Below are 17284 nucleotides of genomic sequence, written 5' to 3' on the forward strand. Positions count from 1 at the left end.
CCCGCGAAGACGTCAGCCCTGACAACACTCATCTCAACCCCAACCACTAAAGACAGCCCGTCTGCGCTACCATGCTTGGCCGGACGCGGCAGCCTGCTGCGCGCAGGAGTCAGCATGGCCCACCCGTTTGCAACCCTCACCCCAGACCTCGTGCTCGATGCCGTCGAAAGCATCGGCTTTCTCAGCGACGCGCGCGTTCTGGCGCTCAACAGCTACGAGAACCGTGTCTATCAGGTCGGCATCGAAGACTCCGAGCCGCTGATCGCCAAGTTCTACCGCCCGCAGCGCTGGACCAACGAAGCGATTCTCGAAGAACACCAGTTCACCTTCGAACTCGCCGAGTGCGACGTGCCGGTGGTGGCGCCAATGATTCACAACGGTGCCAGCCTGCACGAACACAACGGTTTCCGTTTCACCCTGTTCCCCCGTCGTGGTGGCCGCGCACCGGAGCCGGGCAATCTCGATCAGCTGTATCGGCTGGGCCAACTGCTCGGTCGCCTGCACGCCGTCGGCTCGACCAAACCGTTCGAACACCGTGAAGCCCTGGGCGTGAAGAACTTCGGTCATGCCTCGCTGACAACCTTGCTCGAAGGCAATTTCATCCCCAAAAGCCTGCTGCCGGCCTACGAATCTGTCGCCCGCGATCTGCTCAAGCGTGTGGAAGAGGTCTACAACGCCACGCCGCACCAGAACATCCGCATGCACGGCGATTGCCACCCCGGCAACATGATGTGCCGCGACGAGATGTTCCACATCGTCGACCTGGACGACTGCCGCATGGGCCCGGCGGTGCAGGACATCTGGATGATGCTCGCCGGTGACCGTCAGGAATGTCTGGGGCAGTTGTCGGAATTGATGGACGGCTACAACGAGTTTCACGATTTCGACCCACGGGAATTGGCGCTGATCGAACCGCTGCGCGCACTGCGCCTGATGCATTACAGCGCGTGGCTGGCACGCCGCTGGGATGACCCGGCGTTCCCGCACAGTTTTCCGTGGTTCGGGACGGAGCGGTATTGGGGCGATCAGGTGTTGGCGTTGCGCGAACAACTCGCCGCCCTCAACGAAGAACCCCTGAAACTGTTCTAACCCTTGTAGGAGCCGGCTTGCCGGCGATGAACGATGACGCGGTCTCCCTGACATACCGCGTAATCTTCATCGCCAGCAAGCTGGCTCCTACAAAAGATGTGACATGTCTATACAATCCTCTCTTTGTTAGCTGCCTAAGCAAGGATTCTGCATGCAAGCCGCCAACCCCCGTCGCGGGTACATCCTGGGCCTGAGTGCCTACATCATCTGGGGCCTGTTCCCGATCTACTTTAAAGCCATTGCCAACGTGCCCGCCGTGGAGATCATCATCCATCGCGTGCTCTGGTCGGCGCTGTTCGGCGCGTTGCTGCTGATGGTGTGGAAGCATCCGGGCTGGTGGCGCGAGTTGCGTGACAACCCGAAACGGCTGGCAATCCTGGCCTTGAGCGGCACGCTGATCGCGGCCAACTGGCTGACGTACGTGTGGTCGGTGAATAACGGGCGCATGCTTGAAGCCAGTCTCGGTTACTACATCAACCCGCTGGTGAACGTGTTGCTGGGGATGTTGATCCTCGGCGAACGGTTGCGGCGCATGCAGTGGATTGCCGTGGGACTGGCGGCGGTCGGCGTCGCGCAACAGGTGTGGCAAGTCGGCAGTCTGCCGTGGGTGTCGCTGGTGCTGGCGTTGACGTTCGGCTTCTACGGATTGATCCGCAAGCAGGCGCCGGTCAAGGCGCTACCGGGCCTGGTGGTGGAAACCTGGATGCTGGTGCCGATTGCCATCGCCTGGCTGCTCTTCAATCAGACGGCCGTCAGCGCCCAACCCGAATTCTGGACCACGTCCGAAGCCTGGTGGCTGGTCGCTGCCGGTCCGGTAACGCTGGTGCCGCTGGTGTGTTTCAACGCCGCCGCACGGCATTTGCCCTACACGACACTCGGATTTCTCCAGTACCTGGCGCCGACATTGGTGCTGTTGCAAGCCGTGCTGCTGTTTGGCGAGCATCTGTCGTCCAGCACACTGGTCGCCTTCATCTTTATCTGGGCAGGCCTGGCGGTTTACAGCATCGATGCGTGGATAAGTCTGCGCCGCCGCAGCTGATCAAAAATCGTACAAACCTCTACAGGCCACGCCTCTCGTGGCCTGCATCGATCCTTCCCAAGGTTATCCACAGCGTGATCCCCGGCGTTTGTGCGCAACTTGTTGAAACTGATGGTTTTTTGATCAGATCTTGAAGAAGCCCGGCCGGCGTGGGCTGGCGGGCTGTCTCTACAGGTTATCCACAGGCAGGTGCACGTATAACTTGGATAACCCTGTCAGGGGTCGCTGCGCAATACCAACTCCACCATCAAATCGTCCGCCAGGGTTTCCAGGCGCGACTGCAACACGTCCAGCGACAAGGTCAGCGGCACCGCAAGAATCGCTTCGGCGTGGAACAACGGCTCGCTGCTCATAGGCGCCGGACGCACTTCCGTCACCAGCCGCTCCAGGTTGACCCCTTGTTCACTCAACAGACGCGTGATGTCGCGCACGATCCCCGGACGATCATTGCCGACCAATTCCATGGCAATCGGTTTCCAGGTGCAGGATTGTTCGATGCCACTTTCGGCGATCAGCACGCGAATGCCGTGGGCGGACAACGCCTGTAAGGAATCGACCAATTCGTCGTAGGCCTCGGCCGGCACGCCCACCCGAAGAATCCCGGCAAACTGCCCGGCCATGCGTGACATGCGGCTTTCCAGCCAGTTGCCTCCGTGCTCGGCAATGCACTGGGCGATGCGCTCGACCTGCCCAGGTTTGTCCGGTGCGAAAACAGTGAGTACGAGGTGGTCCATGGCGCAGCCCTCTTTTGTTGTAGAAAGAGAAGTATAGGCAAGGGGCGATCCTGTGTTGATTCGTCTGGCGCCATCGCTGGCAAGCCAGCTCCTACAGGGTCTTGCGCAAACCTTGTAGGAGCTGGCTTGCCAGCGATCCGGAGCACCGCCAATCTAAAGCAAACAACAAATCGTGTACAACTTCTTATATTTAACTGGAACAATCTCATACTTTTTTGAGAACATCCCTATCCCCGACGTGACGGCAATGCGTCACGGGGTCGCAGAACGACGTAATTAGTCTAATTTTCACAACCGCAATTCATCATGTAGTATGCCGCAGCGCGCACTACATAACGTTGGATCGATGTCTGCCACAGGCGCGGTCGCAGCCCTGAAAGCCCTATCAGCAAGGCCTCAACGCCGTTGATCGGTTCCATCCCAGCCGCCCGAAATGGCATGTACTGGTGGAAGGGGTTTGTGGTTTAAATAGCCAGAGGCTTCATTGTTAATTTGAAGAGCTGAAAAGCGAAATAGCTGAGCAGAGTGAGGCAAGCAATGACTGAACACGTTCAAGTCGGTGGCCTGCAGGTCGCCAAAGTCCTGTTCGACTTCGTGAACAACGAAGCCATTCCCGGAACCGGCCTCACCGCCGATAAATTCTGGGCCGGTGCCGACAAGGTCATTCACGACCTGGCGCCGAAGAACAAAGCCCTACTCGCCAAACGCGATGATTTCCAGGCTCGTATCGACGGCTGGCACCAATCCCGTCTAGCTCTTGGGACAGCTCAGGTCCACGACCCGAAGGCCTATAAAGCCTTCTTGCAAGACATCGGTTATCTGCTGCCAGAAGCGGCCGATTTCCAGGCAACGACGCAAAACGTCGATGACGAAATCGCCCGCATGGCCGGCCCGCAGCTCGTGGTGCCGGTGATGAATGCGCGTTTCGCGCTCAATGCTTCGAACGCCCGCTGGGGTTCGCTGTATGACGCGCTCTACGGCACCGACGCCATCAGCGAAGCTGACGGCGCGGAAAAAGGCAAAGGCTACAACAAGGTTCGCGGCGACAAGGTGATTGCCTTCGCTCGCGCCTTCCTCGACGAAGCGGCGCCATTGGCTGCCGGCTCCCACGTCGACTCCATCGGCTACAAGATCGTCGGCGGCAAACTGGTGGTCGCCCTCAAAGGCGGCAGCAACAGCGGCCTGCGCAACGACGCTCAGTTGATCGGTTTCCACGGCGATGCCGCTGCACCGACCGCAATCCTGCTGAAAAACAACGGCCTGCATTTCGAAATCCAGGTCGATGCCAGCACTCCGGTCGGCCAGACCGACGCTGCCGGCGTCAAAGACATCCTGATGGAAGCCGCACTCACCACCATCATGGACTGCGAAGACTCCGTCGCCGCTGTCGATGCCGATGACAAAGTGGTGATCTACCGCAACTGGCTCGGCCTGATGAAGGGCGACCTGTCGGAAGAAGTCTCCAAGGGCGGCAAGACCTTTACCCGCACCATGAACGCCGACCGCACCTACACCGGCGTTGATGGCAAGGAACTGAGCCTGCACGGTCGTTCGCTGTTGTTCGTGCGCAACGTCGGTCACCTGATGACCATCGACGCGATCCTCGATAAAGACGGCAACGAAGTGCCGGAAGGCATTCTCGACGGCCTGGTGACCTGCCTGGCGGCGATCCACAGCCTCAACGGCAACAGCTCGCGCAAGAACAGCCGCACCGGTTCGGTCTACATCGTGAAGCCGAAGATGCACGGTCCGGAAGAAGCTGCGTTCACCAACGAGCTGTTCGGTCGCATCGAAGGCGTGCTCGGCTTGCCGCGCAACACCCTGAAAGTCGGGATCATGGACGAGGAGCGCCGCACCACGGTCAACCTCAAGGCCTGCATCAAGGCCGCCAGCGAGCGCGTGGTGTTCATCAACACCGGTTTCCTCGACCGTACGGGCGATGAAATCCACACCTCCATGGAAGCCGGCCCGATGGTGCGCAAGGCCGACATGAAGGCCGAGAAGTGGATCGGCGCCTACGAGAACTGGAACGTCGATATCGGTTTGAGCACCGGCCTGCAAGGTCGCGCACAGATCGGTAAAGGCATGTGGGCGATGCCCGACCTGATGGCGGCGATGCTTGAACAGAAAATCGCTCACCCATTGGCTGGCGCCAACACTGCTTGGGTGCCTTCGCCGACAGCGGCCGCGCTGCACGCGCTGCACTACCACAAGGTCGACGTGTTCGCCCGTCAGGCCGAACTGGCCAAACGTGCACGCGCTTCGGTGGATGACATCCTGACCATCCCGCTGGCGGTAAACCCGCAGTGGACTGCGGAACAGATCAAGAACGAACTGGACAACAACGCCCAGGGCATTCTCGGTTACGTGGTGCGCTGGATTGACCAGGGTGTTGGTTGCTCGAAAGTGCCGGACATCAATGACATCGGCCTGATGGAAGACCGTGCCACGCTGCGTATCTCCAGCCAGCACATCGCCAACTGGTTGCGTCATGGCATCGTCACCGAAGCGCAAGTGATGGAAAGCCTCAAGCGCATGGCGCCGGTGGTTGACCGTCAGAACGCCAATGACGCGCTGTACCGTCCGCTGGCACCGAACTTCGACAGCAACATCGCCTTCCAGGCGGCGGTCGAACTGGTGGTTGAAGGCACCAAACAGCCGAACGGCTACACCGAGCCGGTTCTGCACCGTCGTCGTCGCGAGTTCAAGGCTGCCAATGGCCTGTAACCGAGCGTTGATGCCGTGACAAAAAAAGGCCCTGATCTTCGGATCAGGGCCTTTTTTGTTTGCTTGAGATCAGTGGTGTTGCCTTCGCGGGCAAGCCTCGCTCCTACAGGGTTTACGGTGTTCGTGAGCAACGCACCATCCTGTAGGAGCGAGGCTTGCCCGCGAAGGCGATCAAATGGGCAACAGATAGCCTGGATCAGGGCTCCAACCCCAACTCATGTTTGACCAGCTTTAGCAGTTTCGCGCTATCAATCGGCTTGAGCAAAAAATCCACCACGCTCAAATGCATGGCGGCAATCGCGTCCTTCACGTCGGCATCGCCGGAAACGATGATGATCGGCATCGCCGCGCGGACCGATTCGCGCACCTGGCGGATCAAATCCAGGCCATCCATATGGCCCATCCGCAAATCAGTAATCACCAGGCCTATCGATGGTTTCTCCGCCAGCATCTTGAGCGCGGTTTCACCACTGGCTGCGGTCATGCAACGAATACCATCCAGACCAAGAATCTCCGACAACAGCTCGCGCGCATCTTTATCGTCATCGACGATCAGTACCCGTTGCGGCGGCAGGTCGGGTTCCAGCATGACGGCATTCAGCGCCTCGCGCTCGGCGTCACTCAAAATATCGTGGTCGGACATGGTTTTCTCTAAGTTTCCAATATCATTCCCTAGCACAGTGGTGAGACATCGCTAAGCGGGCCGTCAATGTGCACTTCGTCGGATTTATTTCCTATAGGGGGAAGGATAGGTTCTTCCCAAGATTGTGTAAGGCATTTCCGAAATTTCATCGCCGCAAGGCCCGACCTAGACTTACGTCCAATGGGCACCCTGCGCGCAGGGGCCGACCATGACTGAGTCACCCGACAACAACAATTCATAAAAGACTGCGGTAATGGTTATGAGTAAAGCGGACGCCTTCACACAGGCAGGGAAAACCGCGGTATTGCAGAACATCCAGGGCACTTTGCAATTCCTTCAGCGCTTCCCGCCCTTCAATCAAATGGAACACGCTCACCTGGCGTACCTGGTTGAACAATGTCAGCTACGTTTTTATGCCCCCGGCGAGAGCATCATCAAGCCCGCCGATGGCCCGGTTGAGCATTTCTACGTCGTCAAACAGGGCCGGGTCGTGGGTGAACGTCCCCACACGGCCAAGGGCGGCACGGAAACCACCTTCGAAATCACCACCGGCGAATGTTTCCCCCTCGCCGCGCTGCTGGGTGAGCGTGCGACGCGCACCGAACATCTGGCTGCCGAAGACACCTTTTGCCTACAGCTGAACAAGCTGGCGTTCATCAAACTGTTCGCACTTTCCAACGCGTTTCGCGACTTTGCCCTACGCGGCGTGAGCAGTTTGCTGGACCAGGTCAACCAGCAAGTCCAGCAAAAAGCCGTGGAAACCCTTGGCACCCAATACTCGCTGAACACCCGTCTGGGCGAACTGGCCATGCGTCACCCGGTGACGTGCAGCCCGACCACGCCGCTGCGGGAAGCGGTCACCCTGATGCACGAGCAACAGGTCGGCAGCATTGTGGTGGTCGATGAACACAAGGCGCCGTTGGGTATTTTCACCCTGCGCGACTTGCGCCATGTTGTGGCCGAAGGCATCAACGACTTCAACGAAGCCATCGAACGACACATGACCCAGGCGCCGTTTTTCCTGACGCCGGACCACAGCGCCTTCGATGCCGCGATTGCCATGACCGAGCGGCACATCGCCCACGTCTGCCTGGTCAAGGACCAGCGTCTGTGCGGCGTGGTCTCGGAGCGCGACCTGTTTTCCCTGCAACGGGTCGACCTGGTACATCTGGCGCGAACCATCCGCAGCGCCCAGCGCGTGGAAAACCTGGTGGCGCTGCGCGGCGAGATCGGTCAATTGGTCGAGCGCATGCTGGCCCACGGTGCGTCCTCGACCCAGATCACCCACATCATCACCCTGCTCAACGATCACACCGTGTGCCGGGTGATCGAACTGACCCTCGCCGAGAAAGGCGACCCGGGCGTACCGTTCAGTTGGTTGTGTTTCGGCAGCGAAGGCCGCCGCGAGCAGACGCTGCACACTGACCAGGACAACGGCATTCTGTTCGAAGCGCGGGACGCCGCGCACGCTGCCGAGATTCGCGGCAAGTTGCTGCCCATCGCTCAGCAGATCAACCAGAGCCTGGCGCTCTGCGGTTTTACCCTGTGCAAAGGCAACATCATGGCCGGCAACCCCGAGCTGTGTTTGTCCCGGGCCGAATGGGCGCGGCGTTTTGCGGCGTTTATTCGCGAGGCGACGCCGGAAAACCTGCTGGGTTCGAGCATCTATTTCGACCTGCGCGTGGTCTGGGGCGACGAGCAAAGCTGCGAGCAGTTGCGTCGGGGGATTCTCGATCAGGTTGCCGACAACCGATTGTTCCAGCGAATGATGGCCGAGAACGCCCTGCGCAACCGTCCACCCGTAGGGCGTTTCCGCGAGTTTGTGCTGGCGCGCAAAAATGGCGAGAAAGCCACGCTGGACCTGAAAGTCCAGGGCCTGACCCCGTTTGTCGACGGCGCCCGACTGTTGGCCTTGGCCCATGGCATCGAGGCAAACAATACGCTGGAGCGCTTTCGCCAGTTGGTCGACAAAGAAGTCATCGATCGACTGGACGGTGCGGCGTACGAAGAGGCGTATCACTTCATTCAGCAAACCCGCATGCAGCAACATCAGCTACAGACCCGGGAGAATTTGCCCTACTCCAACCGGGTCGATCCCGACAGCCTCAATCATCTGGACCGACGCATCCTGCGTGAATCCCTGCGCCAGGCCCAACGCCTGCAAAGCAGCCTGACCCTGCGGTATCAGCTATGAGCCTGTTTTCATGGCTGCGCCCGGCAGGGCCGATGCTGTCCGGGGAATTGCAGCAACGTCTGCAACGTTTGCCGGCGCGGGCCGAGCTCAGAGAATGCAGCCTGCGCGAGCAGCGCTGGGTGGTGCTGGATCTGGAAACCACGGGGTTGAACCTGAACAAGGATCGGGTGTTGTCCATCGGTGCCGTGGTGATTGAGGACGGGGCGATCGACTTCAGTCAGCAGTTCGAACGCACCCTGCAATGCGCGGACATGAAAGTGGCGCCGAGCGTGTTGATTCACGGCTTGGGCCCGAGCGCGATTGCCGCCGGCAGCGATCCGGCGCAGGCGTTGGTCGAGTTCATGGAGTTTGTCGGCGACAGCCCGGTGCTGGCGTTTCATGCGCCGTTTGATCAGCACATGCTCGGCCGCGCACTGAAAGATCATCTGGGCTACAAGTTGCAGCATCCGTTTCTGGATGTGGCGGATATCGCCCCCCTGCTCTGCCCCCAGGCGCACATTCGCGAGGCGGGGCTGGATGAGTGGATCGACTGGTTCAAGCTCGAGGTGTTCGAACGCCACAACGCCAGTGCCGATGCGCTGGCGACCGCCGAGCTGGCGCTGATCCTGTTCAGCCGCGCGCGGCAGCAGCAGATTCATAGCCCGTTGAATCTGCAACAGCGGTTGAATCAGTGGAAGCGCAGGCAGCGGGCGCCTTCGTTCTGAATTCGCGGCGTCTGATCTGGCGCCTTCGCGGGCAAGCCTCGCTCCTACAGGGTTTACGTTGTTCGTGAGCAACGCACCATCCTGTAGGAGCGAGGCTTGCCCGCGAAGAACGATGACACGGTCCAACTGCCCCCCACCAAAACCACCTGACCAGTGGCCAATTGCTTACCTCCCCCGCCTCTGCCACAATCGCGAACAATTCTCGTTAGTTAACACTTCCCAATCGGTGATGCTGCGTGTCGTCAGTCCAAAGCCCCCACAGTGAGCTCGTCGGTGCGCTATATCGCGACCACCGCAGTTGGCTATTGGCCTGGCTTCGACGCAATGTCGCCTGCCCGCAACGGGCCGAAGACCTGAGTCAGGACACCTTCGTGCGCTTGCTGGGCCGTGATCAACTGAACGAACCTCGCGAACCGCGGGCGTTTCTGGTGGCGATTGCCAAGGGCCTGCTGTTCGACTATTTCCGCCGCGCTGCGCTGGAACAGGCCTACCTCACCGAACTGATGCTGATCCCTGAAGGCGAACAACCGTCGGTGGAAGAACAGCAAATGATCCTCGAAGACCTGAAAAACATCGACCGCCTGCTCGGCAAGCTGTCGAGCAAGGCGCGGGCGGCGTTCCTCTACAACCGTCTGGACGGCCTCGGCCACGCGGAAATCGCCCAGCGCCTGGGCGTGTCGGTGCCGCGGGTGCGTCAGTACCTGGCGCAGGGCATTCGTCAGTGCTACATCGCGCTGTACGGTGAGCCGGTGTGAACCCGGTCAGTTCCAAACCCGTCTCGGCACAGGTGCTGGACGCGGCGATTGCCTGGCAATTGTCGCTGGATTCCGGCACTCCGGTGGAGCGCGAAGAGTTTGCCAAATGGCACGCCGCCCACGAAGAGCACGCCCGCGCCTGGCGCCAGTTGGGCATGCTCGACCAGCGTTTCAGCGTGGCCAGCGGCCCGGCCCGCACTGCGTTGCTGCAATCGCGCGAAAGCATTCGCCGACGGGTGCGCAAACTCGGCAGCGGCGTGGCCAGCATCGTTGCGGTACTTGGCCTGGCGCTGTTTGCCGGTGATCGTTATCTGCCGGTCGACTATTGGCTGGCGGATCAGCGCACCGCCACCGGCGAGCAACGCACCCTGCGCCTGAGCGACGGCACGCTGATCAACCTCAACACTCACAGCGCCGTGGATGTGCGTTTTGATGAGAAGCAGCGCCGGGTGATTCTTCAGGAAGGGGAAATCCTCGTCGAAACCGGCCATGGCGACGCCCGGCCGTTTATCGTCGAAACCCGCGAAGGCAGCATGCGCGCACTGGGCACGCGGTTCCTGGTCAAGCGCGAGGAAGAAGGCACGCGCCTGAGCGTGTTGCAGTCCGCCGTGGCCGCCCACCCCGAGTCGAGCACTGAAGAACAGATTCTGCACGAAGGCCAGCAAGTGCTGATGCGCAACAATGGCCTGGGGCCGATCATCGCGCTCAACCTCGGCGCCGACGCCTGGACCCGCGGCATGCTGGTGGTGGACAACGCACGGCTGGAAGACCTGGTTCACGAGCTCGGTCGTTATCGGCGTGGGCACCTGGGCGTGGCACCCGAGATCGCCGACCTGCGCATCACCGGCAGTTTCCCGTTGCACGACACCGACCTGGCGCTGAGCGCACTGTTGCCGACACTGCCGGTGCAGATCGAACAGCACACACCGTGGTGGGTGACGGTGGCGAAGGCTGATGCCAAGCCCTGATTTTTTCGGTGTCTGACACGACGCCTTCGCGGGCAAGCCTCGCTCCTACAGGGATTGAGTCTTTCGTGAGTAACGCACAATCCCTGTAGGAGCGAGGCTTGCCCGCGAAGAGGCCATCAGCCTCACCACAATTGCTGAATCGAAATTATTTTCATCCAGCCTATCACTTTTTGATTCTCGTCCGGCACCTAGGCAATTGAGAAGTATTCCCTTTCAGGAGCCGTTGCATGTCCCGTTCGCTAAACACCTTGTTGCGCCCCAGTCTGCTGGCGGTCGCCATTGCCCTTTGCGCCCCTCTGGCCAGTAGCCAACTGATCGCCGCCGAACAAGCGTCCAGCGTTCGTTCCTACAACCTGCCGGCCGCGCCATTGGCCACAACGTTGAACCAGATCGCCAGCCAGTCAGGCCTGGCGCTGTCGCTGAATCCGTCGCTGGCGGCGGGCAAGACGTCGGCACCGGTCAATGGCCAGTTCGACGCGGTTGGCGCCTTGCAGGCAGCTTTGCGTGGCACCGGTCTGCAACTGGAACAGAGCAGCACTGGCACCTACAGCCTGGTGGCCATGCCTGAAGGCGTGGTGGCCCTGCCGGAAACCAGCGTGATCGGCGTAGAAAACACTGAAAGCGCCTGGGGCCCGGTTGACGGTTACGTCGCCACTCGCACCGCTGCCGGCACCAAGACCGATACGCCGATCGTCGAAGCACCTCGCTCGATGTCGGTGATCACCCGCGCCCAGATGGAAGATCGCGGCGTACAGAATCTCGATGACGCCGTGCGTTACATGCCAGGCGTGATCGCCAGCAGTTATGGCAGCGACTCCCGCGCCGACTGGCTGCGCGTACGCGGCTTCGAGCCAACCCAGTTCCTCGACGGCCTGCCGTTGCCAAAAGGCTCCTACGCCAACCCAAAGGCTGAAACCTGGAACCTGGAACGCATCACGCTCCTGCGCGGCCCGGCCTCTTCGGTATACGGCCAGACGCCACCGGGCGGCATGCTCGACATGGTCAGCCGCCGTCCCGACGTCATTGCCAGCCACGAAGTGCGAGCTGAAGTCGGCAGCAACAATCGCAAGCAAATCAGCTTCGACAGCACCGGAAAAATCGATGACGAGGGTCAGTTCCTGTACCGCGTCGACGGCGTGGTGCGTGACAGCGGCATGCCGGTCGACCACATTGATGACAAGCGCTACAACCTCGCACCGAGCCTGACCTGGAACATCGATGACGACACACACCTGACCTTCCTCTCGCAGTTCACCCGCGACGATACCGGGGTCAGTGGTCAGTTCCTGCCTCTGCAAGGCACCAAGCTGGCCTCTCCGGCCGGGGCGAAAATTTCGCACCATAAAAACCTTGGCGATCCGGACTCCGATCACTACGACCGCACCTATTACGCACTGGGTTACGCCTTCGACCATCGCCTGAACGATGTCTGGCAGTTCAAGCAAAACCTGCGTTACACCAAAAGCGATCTGTCGTTCCAGCAAGCCTATGCGTCGTTCGGTGACGTCGTGGCGGCGGACGGCACCCTGCGCCGTCTGGTCGATCAGGTTGATGAGGACATCAGCCAGTTCGCCGTGGACAATAACTTCCAGGCCGACTTCCAGACCGGTGCGCTGAGCCATGTCGTGCTGTTGGGCCTAGACCACCAGCGGACCAACACCAATTACAAATGGCTGGAAGGCAACGCACCCGACAGCAATGTGATCAAGCCAATCCGTGGTGCGGACTTCTCCAACGTCGCGTACAGCACCTTTTACGACTACAACCAGAAAACCAACCAGACCGGCCTCTACGCCCAGGACCAGATCTCCCTGGACAAATGGCGCCTGACCCTCGGCGGCCGCGAAGACTGGATTCACAGCTCGACACAGTTCAATAACCAGGGCGATGCCACCAACACCCAGCGCGACAAGGCTTTCAGCGGCAACGCAGGCCTGAGTTACGTGTTCGACTCCGGGATCACGCCGTACATCTCCTACACCGAGTCGTTCCAGCCTTCGATGGGCGCTGATGCCCGTTCGACCCAGTCGTTCAAACCCACCGAAGGCAAGCAGACCGAAGTCGGCGTGAAGTACCAGCCACCAGGCAGCCGCACCTTGCTGACCGCCGCCGCGTTCGACCTTCGCCAGCAGAACGTGTCGGTGTCGCAGAACAACGTCACCAGCCAGATCGGTGAATTGAAAGTGCGCGGTATCGAGCTGGAAGCCGTCTCCGATGTTACCGACAACCTGAAACTGGTGGGTTCCTACACCTACACCGATACTGAGATCCTCAAGGGCGACGACAAGGGCAACCGGATGAAACTGGTCCCGCGCAATCAGGCCTCCCTGTGGTCCGATTACACATGGCATACCGGTGTGCTTGACGGTTTTGGCGTGGGCGCGGGCGTGCGTTATGTCGGCGATACCTACGGCAACACGGCCAACACCAACAATGGTCACGTGGGTTCGTACACCGTGTACGACGCCGCCGTGCATTACGACCTGAGCCGCATCAACCCGGTACTGGCCGGCGTTTCGGTTGACGTCACCGCGAAGAACCTGTTCAACAAGGACTACCTGTCGACCTGCGATGGCACTTGGTGCTACTACGGCGACGAGCGCAATGTCGTGGCGGCAGTCAACTACAAGTGGTAAACCGCTGAGCGGATCACAGCCACACAAGGGTCACGGTACAGCCGTGGCCCTTTTGCATTTGGATGGGTCATGAAAAGCAAAACCATTCGCCGCTGGTCCTTCGTCCACACCTGGACCAGCCTGATCTGCACGGTCTTCCTGCTGATGCTGGCGCTGACCGGCTTGCCGTTGATCTTCCACCACGAAATCGACCACTTGCTGGGCGATGCCGCCGAGTTGCAGCAGCTGCCGGCCGACACCCCGCAGTTGAATCTGCAGCAGCTGGTGCAGGCCGCTCAAAAACATCGGCCCGGCGAAGTCATGCAGTATTTCGGCTTCGACGAAGACGAACCGAACGCCGCCATCGCGATCATGGCGGCCACTGCCGGCACCGAACCGAATTCGTCGCACACCTTCATGCTCGACGCTCGCACCGGTGAAGCGCTGGAGATGCCATCGGCCAACGGCGGCTTCATGATGGTCATGCTGCGCCTGCACGTGGACATGTTCGCCGGCCTGCCGGGCAAGCTGCTGCTGGCGTTCATGGGGATTCTGTTTGTAGTGGCTATCGTGTCCGGGACGGTGCTGTACCTGCCGTTCATGCGTCGATTGAAATTCGCCACGGTGCGCCAGGATAAATCCACGCGCCTGCGCTGGCTCGACCTGCATAACCTGATCGGCGTCGTCACCCTGACCTGGGCGCTGGTGGTCGGCGTCACCGGCGTCATCAGTGCCTGCGCCGACCTGCTGATCGCCGCGTGGCGCAATGACAGCCTGAGCGCGATGGTTGCACCGTATCGCGATGCGCCGGCGCTGACGCAACTCGCGCCTGCAACCCGCTTGCTCGACATCGCCAAAGAAGTCGCGCCCAGTATGCAGCCAGACTTCATCGCCTTCCCCGGCACGCGATTTTCCAGTGAGCACCATTACGCGGTGTTCATGAAGGGCAGCACGCACCTGACCTCGCACCTGCTGACGCCGGTGCTGATCGACGCCAGCACCCTGCAAGTCACCGCCGTGGCCGAACGGCCGTGGTACATGGACGCCATGGGCATGTCGCAGCCGTTGCACTTCGGTGACTACGGCGGCATGCCGATGAAAATCCTCTGGGCGACCCTCGATATGCTGACCATCATCGTGCTCGGCAGCGGGGTTTACCTGTGGGTGGTGCGGCGCAAAGCGGCAAGGCCTGTACTGGAACAAGCGGAGGCCAACGCATGAAGCCGCGGCAGTCGAACTTCTGGAAGGTCTTCTCTACGCCGACGGTCATCGCGCTGCTCAGCGCTGCCGGGTTGTTCGCCGCGTTACTGGGTGATGGCGTGTGGGATGGCTTGAGCTGGCTCGGTCTGGGTGTTCCCGCAACCCTCGCCCTGCGCGGCCTCCTGCAACGCCGATAACCACACCAAACCTGTAGGAGCGAAGCTTGCTCGCGAAAAACCCGAGGACTCCACTGGGCATCTGGTTTTACGCGTTATCGTTATCCTCCATCGCGAGCAAGCTTCGCTCCTACAAGTTGTGTGATCCACGCGCTATGCTCCCGACACTGCAAACCGACCGAGATGCTGCCATGTCCGCCCCGAGCATGACCCTCTACCACAACCCGTTGTCGCCCTTCGTTCGCAAAGTCATGGTGCTGCTGCACGAGACCGGTCAGCAAGACCGCGTCGCCCTGCAAAACTGTGTGCTGACCCCGGTCGCCCCGGACCTGCCCCTGATCGATGACAACCCGCTGAGTAAAATCCCGGCCCTGCGCCTGGCCGACGGCAACGTCATCCATGACAGCCGGGTGATTCTCGATTACCTCGACCACCAACACGTCGGCAACCCGCTGATTCCTCGCGAAGGCTCGGCACGCTGGCGTCGCCTGACCCTGGCGTCCCTTGCCGACGGGATCATGGACGCTGCGGTGCTGGTGCGTTACGAAGTCGCCCTGCGCGCCCCGGAAAAACACTGGGACGAATGGCTCGATGGCCAGCGCGACAAGATCCGCCGCGCCTTGGCGTTGCTGGAAAAAGACGCGATTGCCGAGCTGACCAGCCATTTCGATGTGGCGGCGATCAGTGTGGCGTGTGCGTTGGGTTACGTGGATTTGCGCCATCCGGACCTGGGATGGCGCGAGGTGAATCCGAAGCTGGCGGACTGGTATTTTGAGGTGAGTCAGCGGCCTTCGATGGTGGCGACGATGCCTAAAGTCTAGGTTTTCGCTGACTGTTCCGGCCTCTTCGCGAGCAAGCCCGCTCCCACATTTTGATCTGTGGTGTGTATGAATTCTGTGCACACTGGAGATCCATTGTGGGAGCGGGCTTGCTCGCGAATGCACCACACCGGATCTACCGGAAACAACCCAAAAATCAGCGTCGCCAACACCTCCCCCTCCCGCTGATCCTCACGCAACCCCAACGACCGGCTCATTCCACCACCCCGATATCGAATTTCAGCGGCTTGGCTGTCTTCTGCCCGATCCCGTACCAATCCAGCTTGCGGGTCAGCACCATAAACACACCCAGCAACCCGAACAGCAGCAACGACCCCATCAACAGCGCGTAATCCTCGGCGCTCAACAAGCCATAGAGCAGGCCATACAACGCCGCCAATCCTGCCGAAAAACTCAAGCCGTGGCGCACGCTGCGCAGCACGTGGCAGACATAGAAACCGATCAACAACACGCAGCCACTGGCCGACAACAGATACGCCAGGGCAAAACCGATGTGCTCGGACAACGACAGCAACAGCAGATAAAAGAACGCCAGCGCCACGCCCACCAACGCGTATTGCACCGGGTGCACCGCCAGGCTTTTCAGCACTTCGAAGAGGAAGAAACCTGCGAACGTCAGGACGATGAACAACAGTGCGTATTTGATCGCCCGGTCGCTTTTCAGGTACTGGTCCACCGGGTCGATGAAGCTCACGCCGAAGCTGCGGCCGCTGAACGCGTCACAGTCGCGGCCGGACACGCAACTGCTCAGCGCTTCTTGCAGGTTGGTGGAGAAAAACGAGGTCTGCCAATTCGCGGTAAAGCCCTGGTCGGAGACTTCGCGCTGGGCCGGCAAATAATTGCCGATGAAGCTCGGATGCGGCCAGTTGGCGGCCAGCGAGACTTTGCTGGTCTTGCCCACCGGGAGAACCTGCAACTGGCCGGTGCCTTGCAGGCGCAGGTCGAAACCGAAGGCCAGCTCCGTGGCCTGACGTGGGTCAAGCGCTGGCAGCGTCACGTGCACACCTTCGCCCAACCAGCCCACCTGACTGCCGGGGATGAAGTCCAGGCGCTGGTCATTGAGTTCCAGTTTCAATGCGTTCTCGATGCCGCGAATGTCGCTGATCCCAACCGCGAGGAACGGCTGATCGAACTGGTAGTCGGCGAAATTTTCCTTGATGCCCAGTTGCGCCGGCACCGAGAAGTGTCCGCTGATGCGGTTGTCGGCGTGGAACAGCCGCGCCTCGTAGATGCCCCGGGAACGCAGCTCGGTCTGAACCTGCCCGTCGAGTTCGAAACGCTCCGGCAGGAAGTACAAACGGCCGCGCTCTTCGCCGATGTCCTGGTAACGTTCGTTGGTTTTTTCGTTGAGCTTCCAGGTGCGCACCACTTTGCGATAAGGCACCACCATCAGCGGCCCGCTCAGGCGCTGGCTGTAGCTGGAACTGCGCGCGATGTCTTCGAGCACACCGTCGCGCAGTTCCTGGCGCTCCTGGATCACGCCGTTGATCATCAGCAACGGGATCAGCAGCAACAGAATCAGCAGGGCAATGGCCCCGAGTTTTATGGTCAGATTTCGGTTCATGGGACTCTCCCTGTTTGGATGGGGAGAGTCTGGGATG

General features: G+C 60.4%; 14 protein-coding genes. 11 read left to right on the forward strand and 3 right to left on the reverse strand.

The genetic code is table 11. From position 1 onward, the window contains the following. Positions 1 to 114: 114 nt before the first annotated feature. Positions 115 to 1089, forward strand: coding sequence for a serine/threonine protein kinase (locus PMI32_RS01910; RefSeq protein ID WP_008034976.1), 975 nt, complete (start codon positions 115 to 117; stop codon positions 1087 to 1089). A 151-nt stretch (positions 1090 to 1240) separates the two neighbouring features. After that, positions 1241 to 2128: an EamA family transporter RarD gene (rarD, locus tag PMI32_RS01905; protein ID WP_008034997.1), complete on the forward strand. Its 888-nt coding sequence runs from the start codon at positions 1241 to 1243 to the stop codon at positions 2126 to 2128. 215 nt (positions 2129 to 2343) lie between these two features. On the opposite strand, the gene PMI32_RS01900 is transcribed toward rarD, so the two are convergent. Then, positions 2344 to 2862, reverse strand: coding sequence for a glycine cleavage system transcriptional repressor (locus PMI32_RS01900; protein ID WP_008034998.1), 519 nt, complete (start codon positions 2860 to 2862; stop codon positions 2344 to 2346). A 537-nt stretch (positions 2863 to 3399) separates the two neighbouring features. On the opposite strand from PMI32_RS01900, the gene PMI32_RS01895 reads away from it, so the two are divergent. Next, a complete protein-coding gene (locus tag PMI32_RS01895; RefSeq protein WP_008034999.1) occupies positions 3400 to 5589 on the forward strand; it encodes a malate synthase G in 2190 nt (729 codons plus the stop codon). Between the two features lie 196 nt (positions 5590 to 5785). Here the strand turns inward: PMI32_RS01895 and PMI32_RS01890 are convergent, their stop codons facing one another. Next, positions 5786 to 6232: a response regulator gene (locus PMI32_RS01890; protein WP_008035000.1), complete on the reverse strand. Its 447-nt coding sequence runs from the start codon at positions 6230 to 6232 to the stop codon at positions 5786 to 5788. A gap of 253 nt (positions 6233 to 6485) precedes the next feature. On the opposite strand from PMI32_RS01890, the gene PMI32_RS01885 reads away from it, so the two are divergent. The 8 genes from PMI32_RS01885 (at position 6486) to PMI32_RS01855 (ending at position 15665) form a co-directional block, all read left to right on the forward strand. After that, entirely contained in the window at positions 6486 to 8426 is a 1941-nt protein-coding gene (locus PMI32_RS01885) for a putative nucleotidyltransferase substrate binding domain-containing protein (RefSeq protein WP_008035001.1), read from the forward strand. Further along, complete coding sequence (locus tag PMI32_RS01880; protein WP_008035003.1) at positions 8423 to 9130, forward strand: 3'-5' exonuclease; 708 nt, start codon at positions 8423 to 8425, stop codon at positions 9128 to 9130. Before PMI32_RS01885 ends, PMI32_RS01880 begins: the two co-directional genes overlap by 4 nt. Before the next feature lie 236 nt (positions 9131 to 9366). Further along, positions 9367 to 9885, forward strand: a complete 519-nt coding sequence (locus tag PMI32_RS0129295) for an RNA polymerase sigma factor (RefSeq protein ID WP_032829214.1) — start codon at positions 9367 to 9369, stop codon at positions 9883 to 9885. Beyond that, positions 9882 to 10853, forward strand: a complete 972-nt coding sequence (locus PMI32_RS01875; RefSeq protein WP_008035007.1) for a FecR domain-containing protein — start codon at positions 9882 to 9884, stop codon at positions 10851 to 10853. Before PMI32_RS0129295 ends, PMI32_RS01875 begins: the two co-directional genes overlap by 4 nt. Before the next feature lie 227 nt (positions 10854 to 11080). Continuing rightward, the gene (locus tag PMI32_RS01870) at positions 11081 to 13489 is read left to right on the forward strand and encodes a TonB-dependent siderophore receptor (RefSeq protein ID WP_008035008.1); all 2409 of its coding nucleotides are present in this window, start codon (positions 11081 to 11083) and stop codon (positions 13487 to 13489) included. Between the two features lie 69 nt (positions 13490 to 13558). After that, a complete protein-coding gene (locus PMI32_RS01865; protein WP_008035010.1) occupies positions 13559 to 14689 on the forward strand; it encodes a PepSY-associated TM helix domain-containing protein in 1131 nt (376 codons plus the stop codon). After that, a complete protein-coding gene (locus PMI32_RS01860; protein ID WP_008035013.1) occupies positions 14686 to 14865 on the forward strand; it encodes a hypothetical protein in 180 nt (59 codons plus the stop codon). The genes PMI32_RS01865 and PMI32_RS01860 overlap by 4 nt, the downstream gene beginning before the upstream one ends. Positions 14866 to 15035: 170 nt before the next feature. Then, positions 15036 to 15665, forward strand: a complete 630-nt coding sequence (locus PMI32_RS01855) for a glutathione S-transferase (RefSeq protein ID WP_032829215.1) — start codon at positions 15036 to 15038, stop codon at positions 15663 to 15665. Between the two features lie 211 nt (positions 15666 to 15876). Here the strand turns inward: PMI32_RS01855 and creD are convergent, their stop codons facing one another. Then, positions 15877 to 17247, reverse strand: coding sequence for a cell envelope integrity protein CreD (gene creD, locus PMI32_RS01845; RefSeq protein WP_008035020.1), 1371 nt, complete (start codon positions 17245 to 17247; stop codon positions 15877 to 15879). Positions 17248 to 17284 lie beyond the last annotated feature (37 nt).

It is taken from the genome of Pseudomonas sp. GM60 (assembly GCF_000282415.1).
Taxonomy (GTDB): domain Bacteria; phylum Pseudomonadota; class Gammaproteobacteria; order Pseudomonadales; family Pseudomonadaceae; genus Aquipseudomonas; species Aquipseudomonas migulae.

Coding starts and splice junctions, on each gene's coding strand:
- PMI32_RS01910 (WP_008034976.1), top strand. CDS start 115: ATGGCCCACCCGTTTGCAACCCTCACCCCAGACCTCGTGCTCGATGCC.
- rarD (WP_008034997.1), top strand. CDS start 1,241: ATGCAAGCCGCCAACCCCCGTCGCGGGTACATCCTGGGCCTGAGTGCC.
- PMI32_RS01900 (WP_008034998.1), bottom strand. CDS start 2,862: ATGGACCACCTCGTACTCACTGTTTTCGCACCGGACAAACCTGGGCAG.
- PMI32_RS01895 (WP_008034999.1), top strand. CDS start 3,400: ATGACTGAACACGTTCAAGTCGGTGGCCTGCAGGTCGCCAAAGTCCTG.
- PMI32_RS01890 (WP_008035000.1), bottom strand. CDS start 6,232: ATGTCCGACCACGATATTTTGAGTGACGCCGAGCGCGAGGCGCTGAAT.
- PMI32_RS01885 (WP_008035001.1), top strand. CDS start 6,486: ATGGTTATGAGTAAAGCGGACGCCTTCACACAGGCAGGGAAAACCGCG.
- PMI32_RS01880 (WP_008035003.1), top strand. CDS start 8,423: ATGAGCCTGTTTTCATGGCTGCGCCCGGCAGGGCCGATGCTGTCCGGG.
- PMI32_RS01870 (WP_008035008.1), top strand. CDS start 11,081: ATGTCCCGTTCGCTAAACACCTTGTTGCGCCCCAGTCTGCTGGCGGTC.
- PMI32_RS01865 (WP_008035010.1), top strand. CDS start 13,559: ATGAAAAGCAAAACCATTCGCCGCTGGTCCTTCGTCCACACCTGGACC.
- PMI32_RS01860 (WP_008035013.1), top strand. CDS start 14,686: ATGAAGCCGCGGCAGTCGAACTTCTGGAAGGTCTTCTCTACGCCGACG.
- PMI32_RS01855 (WP_032829215.1), top strand. CDS start 15,036: ATGTCCGCCCCGAGCATGACCCTCTACCACAACCCGTTGTCGCCCTTC.
- creD (WP_008035020.1), bottom strand. CDS start 17,247: ATGAACCGAAATCTGACCATAAAACTCGGGGCCATTGCCCTGCTGATT.